19 protein-coding genes are annotated in these 19,698 nt (G+C 63.4%); 9 read left to right on the top strand and 10 right to left on the bottom strand.

Features of this window, described 5'->3' with window-relative positions; translation table 11 throughout:
- Positions 1–30 precede the first annotated feature (30 nt).
- Both ACN0X6_RS17185 and ACN0X6_RS17190 read left to right on the top strand, forming a co-directional pair.
- A complete protein-coding gene (locus tag ACN0X6_RS17185; protein WP_417705761.1) occupies positions 31–663 on the top strand; it encodes a glutathione S-transferase family protein in 633 nt (210 codons plus the stop codon).
- The gene (locus ACN0X6_RS17190) at positions 660–1,598 is read left to right on the top strand and encodes a Nudix family hydrolase (RefSeq protein ID WP_417705763.1); all 939 of its coding nucleotides are present in this window, start codon (positions 660–662) and stop codon (positions 1,596–1,598) included. Before ACN0X6_RS17185 ends, ACN0X6_RS17190 begins: the two co-directional genes overlap by 4 nt.
- Positions 1,599–1,793: 195 nt before the next feature.
- Here ACN0X6_RS17190 and ACN0X6_RS17195 read toward each other — a convergent pair whose 3' ends face one another.
- The 4 genes from ACN0X6_RS17195 to ACN0X6_RS17210 form a co-directional block, all read right to left on the bottom strand.
- A complete protein-coding gene (locus ACN0X6_RS17195) occupies positions 1,794–2,369 on the bottom strand; it encodes a cob(I)yrinic acid a,c-diamide adenosyltransferase (RefSeq protein ID WP_280066202.1) in 576 nt (191 codons plus the stop codon).
- A 3-nt stretch (positions 2,370–2,372) separates the two neighbouring features.
- Positions 2,373–4,391, bottom strand: a complete 2,019-nt coding sequence (locus ACN0X6_RS17200) for an ATP-binding protein (protein ID WP_417705765.1) — start codon at positions 4,389–4,391, stop codon at positions 2,373–2,375.
- Between the two features lie 124 nt (positions 4,392–4,515).
- Positions 4,516–5,427, bottom strand: coding sequence for a putative 2-dehydropantoate 2-reductase (locus ACN0X6_RS17205; RefSeq protein ID WP_417705766.1), 912 nt, complete (start codon positions 5,425–5,427; stop codon positions 4,516–4,518).
- Complete coding sequence (locus tag ACN0X6_RS17210) at positions 5,424–6,386, bottom strand: response regulator (RefSeq protein ID WP_280066208.1); 963 nt, start codon at positions 6,384–6,386, stop codon at positions 5,424–5,426. Before ACN0X6_RS17210 ends, ACN0X6_RS17205 begins: the two co-directional genes overlap by 4 nt.
- A gap of 138 nt (positions 6,387–6,524) precedes the next feature.
- Between ACN0X6_RS17210 and ACN0X6_RS17215 the strand changes: the two genes are divergently transcribed.
- Together ACN0X6_RS17215 and ACN0X6_RS17220 are read left to right on the top strand one after the other, a co-directional pair.
- Positions 6,525–7,004 carry a YajQ family cyclic di-GMP-binding protein gene (locus ACN0X6_RS17215; protein WP_125836020.1) on the top strand — a complete coding sequence of 160 codons (480 nt, stop codon included), beginning with the start codon at positions 6,525–6,527 and terminating at the stop codon, positions 7,002–7,004.
- Positions 7,005–7,108: 104 nt separating this feature from the next.
- Positions 7,109–7,936, top strand: a complete 828-nt coding sequence (locus ACN0X6_RS17220; RefSeq protein WP_417705769.1) for a mechanosensitive ion channel family protein — start codon at positions 7,109–7,111, stop codon at positions 7,934–7,936.
- Between the two features lie 51 nt (positions 7,937–7,987).
- Here the strand turns inward: ACN0X6_RS17220 and ACN0X6_RS17225 are convergent, their stop codons facing one another.
- Together ACN0X6_RS17225 and ACN0X6_RS17230 are read right to left on the bottom strand one after the other, a co-directional pair.
- A complete protein-coding gene (locus ACN0X6_RS17225) occupies positions 7,988–9,784 on the bottom strand; it encodes an AmpG family muropeptide MFS transporter (RefSeq protein ID WP_417705771.1) in 1,797 nt (598 codons plus the stop codon).
- 39 nt (positions 9,785–9,823) lie between these two features.
- Positions 9,824–10,198: an MGMT family protein gene (locus ACN0X6_RS17230; RefSeq protein ID WP_417705773.1), complete on the bottom strand. Its 375-nt coding sequence runs from the start codon at positions 10,196–10,198 to the stop codon at positions 9,824–9,826.
- Between the two features lie 16 nt (positions 10,199–10,214).
- Here ACN0X6_RS17230 and ACN0X6_RS17235 point away from each other — a divergent pair, with 16 nt between their 5' ends.
- Together ACN0X6_RS17235 and ACN0X6_RS17240 are read left to right on the top strand one after the other, a co-directional pair.
- Complete coding sequence (locus ACN0X6_RS17235; RefSeq protein ID WP_417705775.1) at positions 10,215–11,207, top strand: DUF481 domain-containing protein; 993 nt, start codon at positions 10,215–10,217, stop codon at positions 11,205–11,207.
- A gap of 159 nt (positions 11,208–11,366) precedes the next feature.
- Complete coding sequence (locus tag ACN0X6_RS17240; RefSeq protein WP_417705777.1) at positions 11,367–12,380, top strand: DUF481 domain-containing protein; 1,014 nt, start codon at positions 11,367–11,369, stop codon at positions 12,378–12,380.
- 62 nt (positions 12,381–12,442) lie between these two features.
- On the opposite strand, the gene ACN0X6_RS17245 is transcribed toward ACN0X6_RS17240, so the two are convergent.
- Together ACN0X6_RS17245 and upp are read right to left on the bottom strand one after the other, a co-directional pair.
- On the bottom strand, positions 12,443–13,705 hold the full coding sequence (locus tag ACN0X6_RS17245) for a uracil-xanthine permease family protein (protein ID WP_417705779.1): 1,263 nt from the start codon (positions 13,703–13,705) through the stop codon (positions 12,443–12,445).
- A 1-nt stretch (position 13,706) separates the two neighbouring features.
- Positions 13,707–14,345 (bottom strand): uracil phosphoribosyltransferase, encoded by a 639-nt coding sequence (gene upp, locus ACN0X6_RS17250; RefSeq protein WP_417705781.1) that lies wholly within the window; start codon positions 14,343–14,345, stop codon positions 13,707–13,709.
- 239 nt (positions 14,346–14,584) lie between these two features.
- Here upp and ACN0X6_RS17255 point away from each other — a divergent pair, with 239 nt between their 5' ends.
- Positions 14,585–15,142 carry a hypoxanthine-guanine phosphoribosyltransferase gene (locus ACN0X6_RS17255; protein ID WP_417705783.1) on the top strand — a complete coding sequence of 186 codons (558 nt, stop codon included), beginning with the start codon at positions 14,585–14,587 and terminating at the stop codon, positions 15,140–15,142.
- Between the two features lie 97 nt (positions 15,143–15,239).
- Here the strand turns inward: ACN0X6_RS17255 and dauA are convergent, their stop codons facing one another.
- On the bottom strand, positions 15,240–16,979 hold the full coding sequence (gene dauA / locus ACN0X6_RS17260; protein WP_417705785.1) for a C4-dicarboxylic acid transporter DauA: 1,740 nt from the start codon (positions 16,977–16,979) through the stop codon (positions 15,240–15,242).
- 172 nt (positions 16,980–17,151) lie between these two features.
- Here dauA and ACN0X6_RS17265 point away from each other — a divergent pair, with 172 nt between their 5' ends.
- On the top strand, positions 17,152–17,439 hold the full coding sequence (locus ACN0X6_RS17265; protein ID WP_417705787.1) for a PA4642 family protein: 288 nt from the start codon (positions 17,152–17,154) through the stop codon (positions 17,437–17,439).
- A 128-nt stretch (positions 17,440–17,567) separates the two neighbouring features.
- On the opposite strand, the gene rpsT is transcribed toward ACN0X6_RS17265, so the two are convergent.
- Entirely contained in the window at positions 17,568–17,846 is a 279-nt protein-coding gene (gene rpsT, locus ACN0X6_RS17270) for a 30S ribosomal protein S20 (RefSeq protein WP_003243036.1), read from the bottom strand.
- A 191-nt stretch (positions 17,847–18,037) separates the two neighbouring features.
- On the opposite strand from rpsT, the gene murJ reads away from it, so the two are divergent.
- Positions 18,038–19,579, top strand: a complete 1,542-nt coding sequence (gene murJ / locus ACN0X6_RS17275; RefSeq protein ID WP_417705789.1) for a murein biosynthesis integral membrane protein MurJ — start codon at positions 18,038–18,040, stop codon at positions 19,577–19,579.
- The last annotated feature ends 119 nt before the right edge of the window (positions 19,580–19,698 follow it).

The raw sequence follows: 19,698 nt of genomic DNA on the forward strand, positions 1-19,698 counted from the left end.
CGAGCGACTTCATTCCCGAGGATGCGCGAGATGGCTCTGAAACTGGTGATTGGCGACAAGAACTATTCCTCCTGGTCGTTGCGCGCCGCTCTGGCGGTCGAGCTGGCTGGCGTGGAATGCGAAGAGGTGCTGGTGCGCCTGTACCAGCCCGACAGCCGTGCGCAACTGCTGCGTCATTCGCCCACCGGCAAGGTGCCGGTTCTGCTGACCGAGCACGGGCCGGTGTGGGATTCCCTGGCGATAGCCGAGTATCTGGCCGAGTGCTATCCCGAGGCGCAGCTGTGGCCGCAGGATCGTCAGGCCCGTGCCTTGGCGCGTAGCGTCTGTGCGGAGATGCACAGCGGCTTCGGCGCTCTGCGTAGCCACCTGCCGATGGACCTGGCGCGAGACAAGGCGTTGCTCGAGCTACCGGACGCGGCGCAGGCCGATATCGATCGCATTTGCGCGATCTGGGCCGGCTGCCGCGAGCGTTTCGCCAGCACCGGCAACTATCTGTTCGGTCAGGCCAGCATTGCCGATGCCTTCTATGCACCGGTCGCCGCGCGTCTGCGCGCTTATCATGTGGCGCTGCCGACAGCGGCAGCGGCCTATGTCGAAACCATCTATCGCTGGCCGGCATTCCAACGCTGGTATCAGGCGGCATTGCAGGAGGTAAAGGGGTGAAACGCGTTCATGTCGCAGCAGCGGTGATTCGGGGTGCCGATGGACGCATCCTGATCGCCAGGCGCCCGCAGGACAAGCACCAGGGCGGTCTGTGGGAATTTCCCGGCGGCAAGGTGGAGGAGGGCGAGGCCGTGCGCGCCGCCCTCGATCGCGAGCTGGAGGAGGAACTGGGCATTCGTCCGCAGGCTGCGCGCCCGCTGATCCAGATTCGCCACGACTACCCGGACAAGCAGGTGTTGCTGGACGTCTGGGAAGTCTCGGCCTTCAGTGGCGAGCCGCATGGCGCGGAAGGCCAACCATTGGCCTGGGTCAGCGAGCGGCAATTGCTGGAGTACGAATTTCCTGCCGCGAACAAACCCATAGTCGCCGCCGCGCGCCTGCCTGATCGCTACCTGATCACCCCGGATGGCCAGCCGCCGAGTGAGCTGCTCGCCGGCATCCGCAGCGCCCTGGCGCAGGGCGTGCGACTGATTCAACTGCGTGCGCCGAACATGTTCGACCCGCAATACCGCGACCTGGCTGTCGATGTGCAGGGCCTGTGTGCCGGCAAGGCGCAGCTGATGCTCAAAGGGCCGCTGGAGTGGCTGGGGGATTTTCCTGCGGCCGGCTGGCACCTGACCGCCGAGCAGCTGCGCAAGTACGCCGCTGGTGGCCGCCCGTTCCCTGAGGATCGCTGGTTGGCTGCGTCCTGCCACAGTGCCGAGGAGCTGACGCTGGCCATGCAGATGGGCGTGGACTTCGTCACCCTGTCGCCGGTGCAGGCGACCGCGACTCATCCCGAAGCGCAGCCGCTGGGCTGGGAAGCCGCGCGCGAGATGCTGACCCATTTCAATCTGCCGGCTTATCTGCTGGGCGGTGTAGGTCCGGCCGATATCGAGCGCGCCTGGCAGGCTGGCGCCCAGGGTGTGGCCGGTATCCGCGCGTTCTGGCCGTAGGGCGGACTCAGGAGCATAGGCGAACAGTCCGCAGGTTCGTACCTGGCCTGGCTCCGCAACCCATCATCGTACCCAAGAATGGCGTACTGCTCCGCGAGTACGCCCTACTACCCTGTATGCACGGTCGGTAGGAGCGGATGGCACCGAGGCTGCTATGATCGCGAATGAATTCGCTCCTACAGGTCTGGCGTACTTCTACGGCTTGTCTGCCGCCTTCCACAGCACTTCAGCGATGCCCTGGCGCTTGGCGATCAGGCGGGCAGCGACGAACAGCAGGTCGGAGAGGCGGTTGACATAGGCCAGACCTGCACCGCGCAATGGCTCGACGGCATTGAGGTGCTGACAGCGACGTTCGCTGCTGCGCGCGAAGCTGCGGCAGACATGGGCCTGGGCGATCAGCCTGGAGCCGCCGGGCAGAATGAAGTTTTCCAGTGGCCCGACCTCTTCGTTCCAACGGTCGATGGCCGCCTCCAGACGCTGCACTTCCACCTCTTGCAAGGCCTGATACTCGGGCATCGCCAGTTCGCCACCCAGGTCGAACAGGCGGTGCTGGCAGGGGCTCAGTACCTCGCTGATCTCCTTGAGTGCGGGCCAGGTCGTGGCGGCCTCGTCGAGCTCGGCCAGTAGCAGGCCGAGCTGGCTGTTGAGCGTGTCCAGCTCGCCGATGGCCTCGATACGTGGGTGGTCCTTGCCGACCCGGCGGCCGTCGGCCAGGCCGGTTTCCCCCTTGTCGCCGGTGCGGGTATAGATCTTCGAGAGGCGAAAGCCCATGGCTCAGAGTCCTGTGTGCTCGGGCAGGGAGGCCAGCGGCAGGCGCAGGGTGAAACAGGTGCCCTGGCCTGGCGTCGAGTGCACCTCCATCTGCCCTTTGTGATTGTTGGTGATGATGAAGTAGGAGACCGCCAGGCCGAGTCCGGTGCCCTGGCCGACCTCCTTGGTGGTGAAGAAGGGCTCGAAGATGCGTTTGCGCACCACCTCGCTCATGCCGGTGCCGTTGTCCTCCACCTGGACTTCCGCCCAACCGCCGGCCTGCCGAGTGCGCAGGATGATGCGGCCGGGCTCGGTGTCCTGGTCGCGTTGGTGAATGGCCTGGGCGGCGTTCTTCAGCAGGTTGAGCAGCACCTGCTCCAGTTCGTTGGCGGTGCCGGCCACCGGGCCCAGCAGCGGATCGAACTGGCGCACGATCTCCAGGGCCTTGAAGTCGAAACTGTCGGTCAGATCGAAGTCGTTGCCGGCGATCTCCAGGGCCTGGTCGATCAGCGCCGGCAGATCGCAGGGCGATAGCTGGCGGTCGCTACGCCGGCTGAAACTGAGCATGTGGCTGACGATCTTGGCGGCGCGCTGGCCGGCCTGCTGGATGCCGTCGAGCAGGCGCGGTACCTCGCGTGCCTCCATGTAATGCTCAATGGCAGGCAGGCTGACGCCGGCCTGCTCGGCCTGTTCGACGTTCTTTTCCAGGCCGGGCGACAGGCGCCGGCGGATGTTCTGCACGTTGTGCAGGATGGCGCCGAGCGGGTTGTTGATTTCATGTGCCATGCCTGCCGCCAGGCCTCCGACCGAGAGCATCTTCTCCGACTGCACCATCATTTCTTCCAGAGCCAGGCGCTGGGTGATGTCGTCGATGCGGATCACCACGCCCCGGCCGGCGCTGCCCATCAGCGGGTAGAAGGTCAGGGCGTAGTGGTGGGGTTCTTCGTCCTTGTGCCAGGTGACGCGCTCGATCTTCTCCACCCGATGCTGCTCGGCGGTGCGCTTGAGCTGCGCGAGAAAGGGTTTGAGTGGCGGGAAAGCAAGAAATACTGGCTGATTCAGCGCCTCTTCCAGGCGCGTGCCGGACAGGGCGCTGGCCTCCTGGTTCCACTGCGTGACGTAGAGCTGTTCGTCGAGGGCGATCAGCGCCGAGGGCATGGAGTCGATGATGCTGTTGAGGTAGTTCTGAAAACCGGTGAGTTTTTTCTCGATCTTGCTGCGCACCTGCACTTCCAGCTCCAGCTTGCGGTTGGAGTGGCGGGTTTCCTCGGCCAGGCTCTGCGCCTGATCGAAGGCCTGCTGGGCGTCGTCGCGGGCGCGCTTGAGCTGCTGTTCGCGGGCTTCCATGCGCATCAGCATGGTGTTGAACGCATCGGCCAGGCTGCCGATCTCGTCCTGATTGCCGCGATTGGCGCGCAGCGCATAGTTCTCTTCGCGGGTGACCTGACGTGAAAGCTCCTCCAGGCGGCGAATGGGCTTGGTCACCAGGCGTTTGATCTGCCTGGCCACCAGCATCCACAGCAGCACGCTGAACGCCAGAATGACCAGGCTTGCGGTCAGGGTTCCGGTATAGAAAGCGCCAGGCAATTCGCTGGAAGCCACCAGCAGCAAGGCGCCGGGACGACCACTGGGATGCGGCAGGTCGACCAGCAGGTTGGTGCGAAAGGCCGTTTCGCGCCAGTTCTGCAGCTGGCTGAGCTGCTGCGGCAGCTGCAATTTTTCCCCTCGCTGCAGTTGTGCCAGGCTGTTGCCATTGCTGTCGTAGATGACCGCTGCACGCAGGGGCGCGTAATCATCCAGGCGCTTGAGCACGGCCTCGGCCGAGGCTGAGGAATGCAAGGCCTCCTTGCTCAGCGTCGGGCTGGCGATCAGGCGACCAAGGGTGTGCAGGGCCTGCGGTGCCATGCTCTCCTGGGTGATCCAGTAGGCAGCGCTGATGAAAGCCAGGTTGGCCACCAGCATTACAGCGGCGAGCAACACCAGCAGCGCGGCGAGCAGCTTGCGGCCCACTGGCAGATTTTCGAGGCGCTGACGCAGTCTCATGAGGGTATCGTTGTGGCGAGTGAAGACGGCAGGTTAGCGCAGCTGTCAGGCCATTGCCTACTGCCTGTGCAGGCGGGTGCAACCCGCCAGGCTGCGAGTGATGGGTTACACCCGCCCAGCGTACTCAATCGAGAGGCAAACCCCGTTCACGCAGGTGGCTCAGCAGGCGCTGCTGCAGATGCCCCAGATGCGGCACATGCAGTTGATGACGCTGCGCCGAGGCGCAGGCGTAGCCAAGCAGATAGCTGATCTCGGTGCGACGTCCCTGTGCAACGTCCTGATGCATGGAGGAGTAGTTCGCCGCAGTGGCGCTTATCACGCGCTGTACCTCTTCATGCAGATTCTCTGCGGCTGCGGGCTGACCGCAGCGCTGCAGCAGCTCGCCGAGTTCTGCGCACAGCGTGGCGACCTCGGCCGGGTGCTCGGCCAGGCCACCATTGCGGCAGTCGTGCAATACGGTGAGCGGGTTGATCGCGCAGTTCAGCGCCAGCTTGCGCCAAAGACGCGCGAGGATATCCGGACTCCACTGGTGAGCGATGCCCGCGCGCTGCAGTTCGCCCAGCCAGGCTGGCGGCCGGGGATCGTGCGGGTCGCCCAGCCAGTTGTGACCGTGGCCGGCGAACACCACCTGAAAGTCGCTGGGGCGAAAAGCGCCTTCGGTGCTGGAGACGAACAGGCAGCGCTGCCTGGGCAGGCGTTGGGCGACTTCATCCTGGCTGCCCAGGCCATTTTGCAACAGCAGCAGCTCGGCACCCGGGGCCAGGCGTCCGGCGATGGTCGCCACCGCGCCTTGTGCGTCATAGGCCTTGCAGGCGAGCAGCAGGCGATGGATGGGCGTATCCGCTTGCGGCAACTCTGCGGCAATGGCGTATTGCTGAGGCTGGCCGGCCTCGACCAGCGTTATCCCACCGGCCTGTCGATAGGCTTCGAGGCGTTGCGGGTTGCGCAGGATCAGCCTGACTGGCAGGCCGGCACGGGCCAGGCGCGCAGCCCAGAGGCTGCCGAGGCTGCCGGCGCCGAGGATGTGCCAGGTCACGGCAGAGGCAGGCGCATGGCTGCGACCCGGCCGCTGGCGTAAGACTCTGGCAGCAGATTCTGCGCATGCTGAATCAGTTGTTCGGTATCGGTGGGTAGCGCCTTGGCATCCAGACCGACCAGGCTGATGCCGGCTTTCAGCGTAATGAAACCTTCGCTGGTCTTGAACGCCTTGAAGTTGAGGCCTTCGTGCAGGCGCTTGAAGCTGCTCGGCGAGCACTCGTGCAGGTCTTCGAGCAGGGTGATAAGGCCGAAGTGGTTGTCATCCAGGCGCGTCAGCACGTCCAGTGGCCTGACAAGCTGCTGCAGACGTCGCGCGACGCCATGCAGCAGTTCGTTGAAGAAGCGGTCACCGTACTGGTTGCGCAGTTGACCGGCGTCCTGCAGGCCGATCAGCAGGTAGCACACGGCGCCGCCGCGCGATTCGATCTGGCGCAGGCTGTCGGTGAGCTTCTGGCGCAGATAGCGCGGGTTGCCCAGGCCGGTGAGTGGATCGACCAGATTGCGCCGTTCCAGGCTGGCGATGTTCTGCGTCAGCATGCGGTTTTCGTGAAGCAGGCGTTGCAGGGTGTTGCACAGGCGATCAGCGGCGTACACGCGTGGCACCAGCTGTTCGTTCATCGCCGCCTTGCTGATGAAGTCATCGACGCCGCGGTCGAAGGCTTCGCCCAGGACGTTTTCGCCTTCCTTGCCGGTCAGCAGGATGATGTAGGTGTAATGGTCGGCGGTCTCATCCAGCTGGCGTACCCGTGCGGTCAGTTCCAGGCCGTCGATCTCGGGCATCAGCCAGTCGGCCAGAAGCACGCTGGCGGGACGCTGTTCGAGCAGCTGCAGCGCTTCGCTGGCGCTGCTGGCGAAGCGCACGTCCTGATAGCCGGCCTGGCTCAGTGCGCGACCGATCATGGCGCTGGAGAACTTGGCGTCGTCCACCACCAGGATGCTGAGATGGGGGTTGGGCATGGGGCAGACTCGCAGGCAGAGAGGAAGGACGCCAAACGGCGCGTATCAGTCTGGATATAATGGGCCCGCCATAGTTATCGTCAAGTCAGGCGCGTTCACTCCGTGAAGAGGATCGCGCCGTCCATCAGGAGCCCGCTCATGCCTTCGTTCGACATCGTGTCTGAACTGGACAAACACGAACTGACCAATGCGGTCGACAACGCCATCAAGGAGCTCGACCGCCGTTTCGACCTGCGTGGCAAATGCAGCATCGAGAGCAAGGACAAGGCGCTGACCTTGACCGCCGAAGCCGAGTTCATGCTCGAGCAGATGCTCGACATCGTGCGCAGCAGCCTGGTCAAGCGCAAGATCGACTGCCAGTGCCTGGAAACCAAGGAGCCCTATGCCTCGGGCAAGGTGATGAAGCAGGAAGTCACTTTCCGTGAAGGTATCGACAAGGAGCTGGCGAAGAAGATCGTCGCCCATATCAAGGATGCCAAGCTCAAGGTGCAGGCCGCCATCCAGGGTGAGCAGGTGCGTGTCACCGGCAAGAAGCGTGACGACCTGCAGGAAGCCATCGCGCTGCTGCGTGGTCACGAATTCGGCATGCCGCTGCAGTACAACAACTTTCGCGATTGAACCTTTGTGGCGCTGAGGCGTCGCAGGCTAGGTTGATAGCATTTTGACCGCCATGGCATGCCATGGCGGTTTCGTTTCATGCACAGGAAAACGGGAGTACCCCTATGGAGATGAACGTCGACGAACTGGTCAAGCTGTCCGAGGCCTGGCTGCCTGTGGTGCTTGAGTACAGCGGCAAGCTGACCCTGGCACTGATCACGCTGCTGATCGGTTGGTGGCTGATCAGCAGGCTCACCTCCAGCGTCGGGCGCATGCTCGAGGCGCGCAAGGTCGATCGCGCGCTGAGCAGTTTTATCAGCAGCCTGGTCAGCATCGTGCTGCGCATTCTGCTGCTGATCAGCGTGGCGTCGATGATCGGTGTGGAGACCACTTCGTTCATTGCCATGATCGGTGCGGCGGGTCTGGCCATCGGCCTGGCGCTGCAGGGCAGCCTGGCCAACTTCGCGGGTGGCGTGCTGATCATGCTGTTTCGCCCGTTCCGCTCGGGCGACTGGATCGAGGGGCAGGGCGTCTCCGGTAGCGTCGACAGCATCCAGATCTTCCACACCACGCTGAAAACGGCGGATAACAAGGTGGTGATCGTGCCCAATGGCGCGCTGTCCAACGGCCATATCACCAACTACTCGCGTGAGTCCCGTCGGCGCGCCGACATCAATATCGGCATCGACTACTCCAGCGATATCAAGCGTGCCCGTGAAGTGCTGCTTGATATCGCCAAGGACCCGCGTGTGCAGCTCGACCCCGCGCCCGTGGTATTCGTGACCGGGCTGGGTGAAAGCGCCGTGAACATCTCGCTGCGCGTATGGGTGGCGACCGGTGATTTCTGGCCGGTGACCTTCGAGTTCACCGAGCTGGCCAAGGAGCGTCTGACCGAGGCGGGTATTGGCATTCCGTTCCCGCAGCGGGTGGTGCATCTGGCCAAGGCCGATTGACACTCACCACAAAAAAGCCCCGGTCGATCCGGGGCTTTTTTGTGCCTGTGATCAGGCATTTTCGACTGCAGGTGGCGTCGTCTCAGGCACCGCTTGGCGTTTGTCGCGACGCCACTGGATAGCGATGAGCAGCAGTGTCGGTATACCCATCAGCGCCGTGGCGAGGAAGAAGTGGGCGTAGCCGAGGCTTTCCACCATCACGCCGGAATAGCCGCCGATCAGGCGCGGCAGCAACAGCATGATGGAACTGAGCAGGGCGTACTGGGTGGCCGAGAATTTCAGGTTGGTCAGGCTCGACAGGTAGGCCACGAAGGCCGAGGTGGCCAGGCCGGCGCTGAAGTTGTCGCAACTGATGGTGACGATCAGCATGTTCAGGTGTGGGCCCATGCCCACCAGCAGCATGAACATCAGGTTGGTGGCCGCCGATGCGGTCGCGCCGATCAGCAGAATCGGCATGATGCCGAAGCGCACGATCAACAGGCCGCCGACCCCGGCGCCGAGCAAGGTCATCACCAGACCGAAGACCTTGCTGACACTGGCGATCTGTTCTTTGGTGAAGCCCTGGTCGATGTAGAAGACGTTGGCCATCACCCCCATCACGGTATCCGACAGACGATAGGTAGCGATCAGGCTCAGCAGCAGCAGGGCCTGCCAGCGGTAGCGCACGATGAAGTCGTTGATCGGCGTGAGCACCGGTGCCATGCCGCCCCAGAACAGGCTGGAGATCGACAGGCTGGTGAGCAGGGTATAGAGCAGTGCACGCAGGAAGGCGCGGTCGTAGTAGAGCAACTCCTGCAGGCTTATCTGGCCCTGGAACAGCAGCATCAGGTCACTTTCGTAGAACTGGGTGACCATGGCCGGGATGGCGATCAGTAGGATGATCAGCAGCAGCACGGACAGCAGCTGGTGGAAGAATCCGTACCTCGCCGCAGCCGTTTTCAGGACCGGTGCCAGCCCGCCCCAGAACAGCCCGGATGCACAGAGGCAGGCCAGGGTGCTGTAAAGCATGGCGCGCAGGAAGGCACGGTCGTTGTAGAGCAGCTCCTGCATGCTGATGTCGCCGAGCAGCATCGGTACCAGATCGCTCTGGTAGAACTGGATGAACATGGTTGGCACGGCGATGATCAGCATGATGACCGCGCTGATCGCCAGTAACTGGTGGAAGAAACCGTGCTTGGGTGGCGCGACATTGATGTGCGGCGGTGCCGGTGGCTCGCGCATCCAGATGGAGGTGAGCAGGCCCGGCAGCATCAGCAGGGCGAAGAGCATGTAGGTACCGGTCCAGGCGCCGAACTGGTAGTCCTTGGCGGTCGAGCCGAAGCCTTCGGCGAAATACAGCGCGCCAGCGGTGGCCAGCAGCGCGGCAACCCGGTAGCCGGTCATGTAGGCGGCAGCCAGCGCAGCCTGATGCTCGTCGCCGAGAATTTCCAGGCGGTAGGCATCGACGGCGATGTCCTGAGTGGCCGAGGCGAAGGCCACCAGCACGGCGAGGGCGATCAAGGAGGACAGGTGCGTCTGCGGGTCGTAATTGGCCATGCCGATCAGGCCGATGGCAACCAGACCCTGCGACAGCACCAGCCAGGAGCGGCGCCGACCAAGCTTGCCCAGCAGTGGCAGGCGCCACTGGTCGAGCATGGGTGCCCACACCCATTTGAAGGCGTAGGCCAGGCCGATGAGGCTGGCGAAGCCGATGGTCTCGCGCGCCACACCGGCTTCGCGCAGCCATACCGACAGGGTCGAGAACACCAGCATGTAGGGCAGGCCGGCAGCGAAGCCCAGAAGTAACAAAGCTAGTGTGGCGGGGTTGGCGTAGGTCGCGAGGGCTTCTCGCCAGGATTTGCGTGGCATCAGGCTCGAATCTGGGGTGGAAAATGAATAGCGCGCACTCTAACTGCTGTACTCCATCGGGCGCCAGCCGTGACGACGCATATCCACACGTTCATTCAGGATACTGATGCCTTCCGCACGCAGGCGCGCCCGTTGTTCATCGCCGGAGGGACTGCCGGCAATCAGACTGAGGCGCCCGCCGGCGGCGATGACGCGGTGCCAGGGCAGCGTGGTGCCATCTGGCAACTGGCTCAGCGTACGCCCGACCCAGCGCGCGGCGCGGCCAAGACCGGCCAACTGCGCCAGTTCGCCATAGCTGACGACCTTGCCTGCCGGCACCTGAGCCAGTACCAGGTACAGCGCTTCGCGGCGCGCCTGCGCGCTTGCCGGTGGTGGTGCCGGCCATGCAGACTCTGACGGTTTCGTCTTGCCCATAGGGTTCGTCCTTATCATGCGCGTACTGATCGCCTTATTCCTTTTTACCCTGGCAGCCCCGCTCTATGCCGATACCGTTTGGCTGGACAACGGCGATCGCCTCAGCGGTGAGATCATCCTGCTCGACGGCGGCAAGCTGGCGCTCAAGACCCAATATGCCGGCCAGGTGCTGATCGACTGGAAGGATATCGATACCCTCAGTTCGGACAAGCCCCTGTTGGTGCGCCGTAGCGGCTTCGACAGCGAACGCAGCGAAAGGTTGTCGGCTGCTGGTAGCGGCATGGTACGGGTGCAAGGCGAGCGCGAATACACCCTGCCGCTGGCGCAGATCAAACGCCTGGTGCCGCCGCGGCCGCTGCTGGAGGATCGTCTCTGGGAAGGCAACCTCGATGCCAAGCTGGACATGAAGCGCAACCAGAACGATGTCGACGAATGGAAGCTCAAGGGCAATACCCGTTTCGAGCACGGGCGCTGGCGGCATGTGCTCAGTGGCGAGCTGGAGCGTGAAACCAAGAACGACAGAAAGGTCGAGGACAACTGGGAACTGGAGTACGACCTCGATCGCTTTCTCACCGAACACTGGTTCTGGCGAGTCGGTGTGGAGCAGGCCGAGGATGAGTTCGAAACCGTCGACCGTCAGCGCATCGTTGGCACCGGCCCCGGTTATCGCTTCTGGGATGACGAGCTGGGGCGTTTCGACCTGATCGGCCAGTTCAATCGCGTGCGACTGGAGTCTGGCGTTGCCGACCTGGCGTTCAACACCACGTCACTGGAGATGGATTACAAGCGCCTGCTGTGGGGCACGCGGCTGGAGTTCTATGCCAACGCCCAGTTGCAGATCCCGCATATCGACGAGATCGACTACGTGCTCGATAGCGAATTCGGCCTGCGCTACCGCCTCAATCAGTGGGCGCGCTTGTCGCTCCTGTACGAGCTGGATCAGCTGCGTGCCCCGGGGCAGACGGTTTCGGATCGGCATTATCTGATCGGTGTCGGCGTGGGCTGGTGATGCCGTCGGGCGGAGTGCGGCCCCGCAGCACGCCGCCCGACGGAACGCCGCCCGACGGAAAAAGCTGAACTCTGCGCAGTCGGCCCGGTCAGCTGTTGCTCTGGCGCCGGGGTTGCGGATAATGCCCGGCTTTCGCCCACCAACGCCATTACCCAACTTATGTCGCGCCCTATATCGCTGTCCCTGCTTGGCCTGAGCATCGCTCTGTGCAGTTGCGCCACCTTCGCCGATACCGTCTGGTTGAAGAACGGTGATCGTCTCTCCGGCACCATCCGCTTCTTCGACGGTAGCAAACTGCTGCTGGAAACCGACTACGGCGGCTCCATCCCGCTGGACTGGAAGAAAATCGCCACCCTGGAAAGTGACCACGAGCTGCTGGTCAAGCTCGGGCCGGTAGATGGCGAGCGTGCCAAGTCGCTGCTGGCCGCTGAGCCGGGCAAGGTCACGCTGGCCAATGGCGAGTCGCCGAAGACCATCGAACTGGCGCAGATCGAACAGATCATGAAGCCCAAGCCCCTGGTGGAAGACTTCACCTGGAAGGGCAACATCGACCTCGGTCTGGACTACAAGCGCGGTGAGCGCGACTCCGACGACTACGATGTCGGCATCAAGACCCAGGCCCGCCACGGTCTCTGGCGGCACAATGCGCTCGCCGACTACAACCGCGAGCTGAAAGACGACGTCGTCAGCACCGACAACTGGAGCGCCGAGTACGCGCTCGACCGCTTCCTCACGGAAAAATGGTTCTGGCAGGGGCGCTTCGAGTACAAGCGCGACCGTATCGAGGAGGTGGAGCGTCAGCGCACTCTCGGTACCGGTCCTGGTTACCAGTTCTGGGATGACGAGCTGGGCGCGTTCTCCATCGCTACCCTGGCCAACCGCAGCGATTACCGCTACAGCAACGGTGAGCAGGATCGCTTCTACGCCATGAGCGTGAAGTGGGACTACAACCGCTATCTGGTCGGCAAGACTGTCGAGCTGTTCAGTGTCGGAGAGCTAGGTCGTCCGCTGAGTGGGGCGGCGGATTACAGCCTGGATGCCGAGGTCGGGCTGCGCTACAAGGTCACCGACTGGGCGTCGCTGAACATGAAGGCCGAGAAGGATATGGTCAGTGGTGCCGAGGGCGATCTGGACGAAACCCGTTATACCCTTGGCTTCGGAGTCGGCTGGTAAGTCCCGGCATCGCAAACGAAAAGCCCGCGATCTGCTCGCGGGCTTTTTATTGGGCGCCGGAATCAGGCTTGTTCCTGTTCCCGTTGTTTCCAGCCGGCGCCACCTGGCAGCACCAGATTGAGGAGCAGGGCAGTGATCGCGCACAGGGAGATCCCTGACAGGGCGAATTCCTTGCCGCCGATGACCATGCCGCCGATGCCGAACACCAGGGTCACCGAAACGATGATCAGGTTGCGTGCTTCGGACAGGTCGACCTGGTGGCGGATCAGGGTGTTGAGGCCGACCACGGCGATGGAACCGAACAGCAGGCAGAGAATGCCGCCCATCACCGGTACCGGAATGCTCTGCAGGGCCACGCCGAACTTGCCGATGAAGGCCAGGGCGATGGCGAAAACCGCTGCCCAGGTCATGATCTTCGGGTTGTAGCTCTTGGTCAGCATCACTGCGCCGGTGACTTCGGCGTAGGTCGTGTTGGGTGGGCCCCCGAACAGGCCGGCTGCCGAGGTGGCGAGGCCGTCACCGAGCAGGGTGCGGTGCAGGCCCGGCTTCTTGACGAAGTTCTTGCCGGTGACGTTGCCGATCGCCACCACACCGCCGATGTGCTCGATGGCTGGCGCCAGTGCCACTGGCACCATGTACAGAATGGCGCCCCAGTGCAGTTCCGGTGTGATGAAGTTGGGCACGGCGAGCCAGGCCGCTTGATCGACGGCACTGGTATCGATCACGCCGAGCCCTGCAGCGATGGCGCAGCCAACGGCGATACCGGAGAGGATCGGCACCAGGCGGAAGATGCCACGACCCAGCACGGCCACCAGCAAGGTGGTGATCAGCGCTGGCATCGAGATCATCATCGCCGTGCTGTACGGCACCAGTTCGACGCTGCCATCACCGGCCTTGCCCATGGCCATGTTCACCGCCACCGGCGACAGCGCCAGGCCGATGGAGATGATCACCGGGGCGATCACCACCGGCGGCAGCAGGCGGTCGATGAAGCTGGGGCCGCGCAGTTTCACCAGCGCCGAAAGCAGGATGTAGACCACGCCGGCAGCGATCACGCCGCCCATCACCGCAGGCAGGCCGAACTCGCCCTTGGCCGCCAGAATCGGTGCGATGAAGGCGAAGCTGGAGGCCAGGAACACCGGGATCTGGCGCTTGGTCACCAGTTGGAACAGCAGGGTCCCGATACCGGCGGTGAACAGCGCGACGTTGGGGTCCATGCCGGTGATCAGCGGCATCAGCACCAGGGCGCCGAAGGCCACGAACAGCATCTGCGCGCCGGAAATGCCCTGGCGCCACAGCGGGTCGTTGAATTCCGTCTGCGACATGTCAGGCGTCCTTCTGCTTGGTGCCGAAGATCTTGTCACCGGCATCGCCCAGGCCCGGGATGATGTAGCCATGCTCGTTCAGGCGCTGATCGATGGAGGCGGTGAAGATGGTCACGTCCGGGTGAGCCTGCTCGACCGCCTTGATGCCTTCCGGAGCAGCGACCAGGACCATGGCGCGAATGTCCTTGCAGCCGGCCTTCTTCAGCAGGTCGATGGTGGCGACCATCGAGCCGCCGGTGGCCAGCATCGGGTCGATGATCAGCGCCAGGCGCTCGTCGATTTCCGGCGCGAGCTTTTCCAGGTAGGTGTGCGCTTCCAGGGTTTCCTCGTTGCGCGCCACGCCCACGGCGCTGACCTTGGCACCGGGGATCAGGCTGAGCACGCCATCGAGCATGCCGATGCCGGCACGCAGAATGGGCACCACGGTGATTTTCTTGCCGGCGATCTTCTCGACCTGCACGGTGCCCGCCCAGCCTTCGATCTCGTAGGCTTCCAGCGGCAGGTCGTTGGTGGCTTCATAAGTCAGCAGGGCGCCCACTTCCTGGGCCAGCTCACGGAAATTCTTGGTGCTGATATCGGCGCGGCGCATCAGGCCGATCTTGTGACGGATCAGCGGGTGACGGATCTCGCGAGTGGGCATGGGCTGGGATCTCCAACGGGGCTCTGGGAAAAAATCGCGTTAGATTAAAGCATTGCTCATGCCAAGTGGTGGGTGACTGACGAGTCATGATGCGCCATGCCCTGTATCGACTACGCTGGTCAGTCGATACTTGGCAAGCGTTGCCCGGGTCTGTACCTTTGCCCGCTTTTATTTGACGGCTCGATCAGCTTTCAGGCTGTCTGCCGCCATTCATCAGCCCGATCAAGAGAGAACACACCATGTCCGCCGATCTCGCGCACATTCGCCAAATCATGGCGGAAGCCGACTGCCTGTTCACCGAAGCCGAGGTGGAAGCGGCCATCGACAAGGTCGCCAGTCAGATCAACGCCGAGCTGGCCGAGTGCAATCCGGTGGTGTTCTGCGTGATGAACGGCGGGCTGATTTTCTCTGGCAAGCTGATGACCAAGCTGAACTTCCCACTGGAGGCGTCCTACCTGCATGCCACGCGCTATCGCAACGAAACCAGTGGTGGCGAGCTGTTCTGGAAGGCCAAGCCGGAAGTTTCGTTCATCGACCGCGATGTGCTGATCATCGACGACATCCTCGATGAGGGGCACACCCTGGGCGCGATCATCGATTTCTGTCGCCACGCCGGTGCGCGCGCGGTGCATACCGCCGTGTTGATCGACAAGGAGCACGAGCGCAAGGCGCGTCCGGACCTGAAGGCCAACTACGTGGGCCTGCACTGCATCGATCGTTACATCTTCGGTTACGGCATGGACTACAAGGGTTACTGGCGCAACGCTGCCGGCATTTTTGCGGTCAAGGGGCTGTAAGTCCCTTTATCCATACGTAGCGTTAGCACCGCTCGGACAATGGCCAGGTAGTGCGCACCGGCTTTCCGGTCGCTGTCCCCGGTGCGCATGGCGCACCCTACTCGGGCGGCGCCTTTTTCGGTGTGCCATCCAGCCAGCGCAGCGCCTTTTCCCGTGCTTGTGGCAGGTTGCGCGTATACGCCAGCTCGCCTTCGCGGCGATGCACTCCGGCGCGCCGCAGCTGCAAGCGTACCTGCGCCGTCGGCCCGCTCAGAATCAGCGCCACGTTCTGCTGACGATAGTCGCGCAGCACGTTGTCCAGCGCCGCCAGGGCGGTCATGTCCAGCAGCGGCACTGCGCTGATATCGACGATCACCACGCGCACTCCCGGGGTAAAGCGGCGCAGCACGCTCAGCGCCTTTTCCGCCGCGCCGAAAAACAGCGGGCCGCGAATGGCGTAAGCCAGCACGTGCTCGGGCAGATCCTGCAGGGCCTGACGCTGCTGCCGGCTCAGCGCAGCGGTATCGGTCAGCTCGCTCATGCGCTTGATGAACAGCCCGGCCGCCAACAGCAGGCCGACGCCAACGGCCAGTACCATGTCGAACAGCACCGTCAGTACCAGGCAGGTCAGCAGCACCAGCACGTCGCTGCGCGGTGCGATGCGCAGGGTATGGGCGACATGCTGGGGCTCGCTCATGTTCCACGCCACTATCAGCAGCAGCGCCGCCAGAGCGGCCATGGGTAGATAACTGAACAGCGGCGCGAGCAGCAGAATCGCTGCCAGCACCACGCCTGCATGCACCAGTGCCGCCATCGGCGAAAAGGCGCCTGCACGCACGTTGGCGGCCGTACGGGCGATGGCGGCAGTGGCGGTGATGCCACCAAAGAACGGCGCGGCCAGATTACCCAGGCCCTGGCCGATCAGTTCGGCGTTGGGGTCATGCTTGCTGCCGGTCATGCCGTCGGCGACCACGGCGCACAGCAATGACTCGATGGCACCGAGCATGGCGATGGCAAATGCAGGTGCCAGCAGTTGGCGAATCAGTTCGAACGACAGCACCAGCGGCTGGCCGTCAGCGCCCGGCAGGTTCCAGGGCAGCGCCAGGTCCGGCAGGAAAGGCGGGATGCCGGGATGTTCGATGCCATCGAGTGAATAGCTGAAGCGCTCGCCCAGGGTCGCCACCGGCAGCCCCAGGCGTTCCAGTGCAAGCGCGAGCAGCGCGCCAACCGCGAGGGCGACCAGGTGCGCAGGAATCTTCGGCACCAGGCGTGGCCAGATCAGCAGTGTCGCCAGGCATGCGGCGCCCACCAGGCTGTCGCCGGGCTGCAGGCTGGGAAGGGCGCGGACCAGCAGAGTGACCTGTTCCAGCAGATGTTGAGGCGCTGCGGCCAGATGCAGGCCAAGCAGGTCCTTGATCTGCAGGACGGCGATGACGATGCCGATGCCGGCGGTAAAGCCCAGCGTCACCGGATAGGGCACGAACTCGATCAGGCGTCCGGCGCGCAGCAGGCCCAGGCTAATCAGAATCACGCCAGCCATCAGCGTGCACAGCAGCAAGCCGCCGAGGCCGTACTGCTGGGTGATCGGCAGCAGAATCACCACGAACGCGGCGGTGGGGCCGGAAATATTGAAGCGCGAGCCGCCACACAGGGCGATCAGTGGCGCGGCGATCAGCACGGTGTAGAGCCCGTGCTGCGGCGCCACACCCACGGCGATGGCCAGTGCCATGGCCAACGGAATGGCAATGATGCCCACCGTCAGGCCGGCGCTCAGATCTCCGCGCAGGGCCTTCCAGGAATAGCCCGCGCGCAGCGTCTGGCGCCAGGCGGCGAACAGCGGTAACGATGGACGTGACATGCTGGCTCCCTAATGGCTGGGCGCATTATAGGAGCCAGTTCGCTGGGCGCGGCATGACCTAGGTCGGCTGTCGTGTCGATTGTGCGCGTGTTAGCCTGCCCGGCTGCGCGTTGAGCCGCGCGCGGCTCGGCGGTACACTGCCGGCCCTCTGTAATGCTGGCGGGAGCGGGCGATGCGTAAAGACAAGAAGCAGGTGATTGGCGAAGAAATCAGCGATGACTCGATCAAGCTGTTCCTTGCGGTGGAGCCGGCGGACGCCACACCGCCTTCGCTGCACAAGCTGGTCAAGGCTTATCGCGGCCTGCGTGTCGATGACTTCGAGCGCTTCGTGGGTTTCTTCGTTGCCGAAGGCTACGACCTCTCGGCCACCGATGCGCAGGGCCATGATTTCATCGCACTGATTCAGGATCAGCGCAATGCCGAGCCCTATATCGACGTGATCAAGGCCGCTCGCGGCTGATTTTCGTCTGCTGGACAAGAATGCCCGCGTTCCATTGAGAAGGCGGGCATTTTTCATGAGCTGCGGATCTTGATCGCGGGCAATAAAAAACCGGCCGCTGGGGCCGGTTTTTCAAGAACCTGTCGCGATTAAGCGGCAGCAGCTTCGCCCAGCGCCTTGATGTGCGCGTTCAGGCGGCTCTTGTGACGAGCGGCTTTGTTCTTGTGGATGATGCCTTTGTCAGCCATGCGGTCGATGACCGGAACAGCTGCGGTGTAAGCGGTTTTGGCAAGCTCGAGATCTTTGGCAGCAATAGCCTTGACCACGTTCTTGATGTAGGTACGAACCATCGAGCGCAGGCTGGCGTTATGGCTACGGCGCTTCTCAGCCTGTTTGGCGCGTTTTTTGGCAGAAGGTGAGTTGGCCACCGTCAAGCTCCTCGAAAACTGGGGGGTTACGACAAATAAGGCCGCGAATCATGCCGATCCATCTGCCTGCTGTCAAGTCTGATGACGCTTTCCTGTGCTGGCCTGACCAGTGGTGGCTCGCTACACTCGACGCCTTCGTTGAGCGGCGGATTGTCCGCTACTGCACCTCTTTATGGAAGCCGAAACACCCCATGAATCTGCTCAAGTCCCTGGCTGCCGTCAGTTCACTGACCATGGTTTCGCGTGTGCTGGGGTTCGTTCGCGACACCATCATCGCCCGTACCTTCGGTGCCGGGGTGGCGTCGGATGCCTTCGTGGTGGCCTTCAAGCTGCCCAACCTGCTGCGCCGTATTTTTGCCGAAGGGGCGTTCTCGCAGGCCTTCGTGCCGATTCTGGCGGAGTACAAGATGCAGCAGGGCGAGGAGGCCACGCGCACCTTCGTGGCCTATGTCTCTGGTTTGCTGACCCTGGTGCTGGCGCTGGTCACGGCCATCGGCGTGCTCGCTGCACCCTGGATCGTCTGGGCCACGGCGCCGGGTTTTGCCGATGAGGCCGAGCGTTTCGAGCTGACCGTCGATCTGCTGCGGGTGACCTTTCCTTATATATTGCTGATCTCCCTGTCATCGCTGGCCGGGGCCGTGCTCAATACCTGGAACCGTTTTTCGGTACCGGCGTTCGTGCCGACCCTGCTCAACGTCAGCATGATCGTCTTCTCGCTGTTTCTGACGCCCTATTTCGACCCGCCGATCATGGCGCTGGGCTGGGCGGTACTGGTCGGGGGGCTGGCGCAACTGCTCTGGCAACTGCCGCATCTGAAGAAGATCGGCATGCTGGTGCTACCGCGCCTGAGTTTCGGTGATCTCGGTGTCTGGCGCGTGCTCAAGCAGATGGGGCCGGCTATCTTCGGCGTCTCGGTGAGCCAGATTTCGCTGATCATCAACACCATTTTCGCTTCCTTTCTGGTGGCTGGCTCGGTGTCCTGGATGTACTACGCCGACCGCCTGATGGAGCTGCCCTCGGGTGTGCTGGGTGTGGCGCTGGGGACCATCCTGCTGCCGGCACTCTCCAAGACCTATGCGAGCAAGAACCGCGACGAATACCGGCGTCTGCTCGATTGGGGGCTGCGTCTGTGTTTTCTGCTGGTGCTGCCCTGCACCCTGGCGCTGGCGATTCTCGCCGAGCCACTGGTGGTGTCGCTGTTCCAGTACGGCAAGTTCGGCGCAGAAGACGCGCTGATGACCCAGCGGGCGCTGGTGGCTTATTCGGTCGGTCTGCTTGCCTTGATTCTGATCAAGATCCTCGCGCCTGGCTTCTATGCCCAGCAGAACATCAAGACGCCGGTGCGCATTGCCATCGTCAGCCTGCTGGCGACCCAGGCGATGAACGCGCTGTTCGTGTTCGGCCTGGAGATGGCGCATGTCGGCCTGGCGCTGGCGATCAGCCTGGCGGCCTGCCTGAACGCCAGCCTGCTGTACTGGCAGCTGCGCCGCGCCGATATCTTCCAGCCGCTGCCGGGCTGGGGCCTGTTCCTGCTCAAGCTGGTGGTCGCGGTGGCGGTGATGGTCGCGGTGTTACTGGGGCTGCTGCAGGTCATGCCAGCCTGGGCAGAAGGGGAGATGCTGGTGCGCCTGTTGCGGTTAGGCGCGCTGGTGTTTGCCGGTCTGATCGCCTACTTCGGCATGTTGCTGGTCCTGGGTTTTCGCCTGCGCGATTTCGCCCGGCGGTCGCTGTAGCCATTGCAGGGTGCGCCGTGCGCACCGTCGGGCCGGCGCAGGAGTGGTGCGCATGGCGCACCCTGCGATTCAAGGCGTCGCGATGCCTGTTGTGCATGGCCTGCTGTGCGTATAATCGG

The organism is Pseudomonas sp., assembly GCF_048269965.1.
GTDB lineage: Bacteria > Pseudomonadota > Gammaproteobacteria > Pseudomonadales > Pseudomonadaceae > Aquipseudomonas.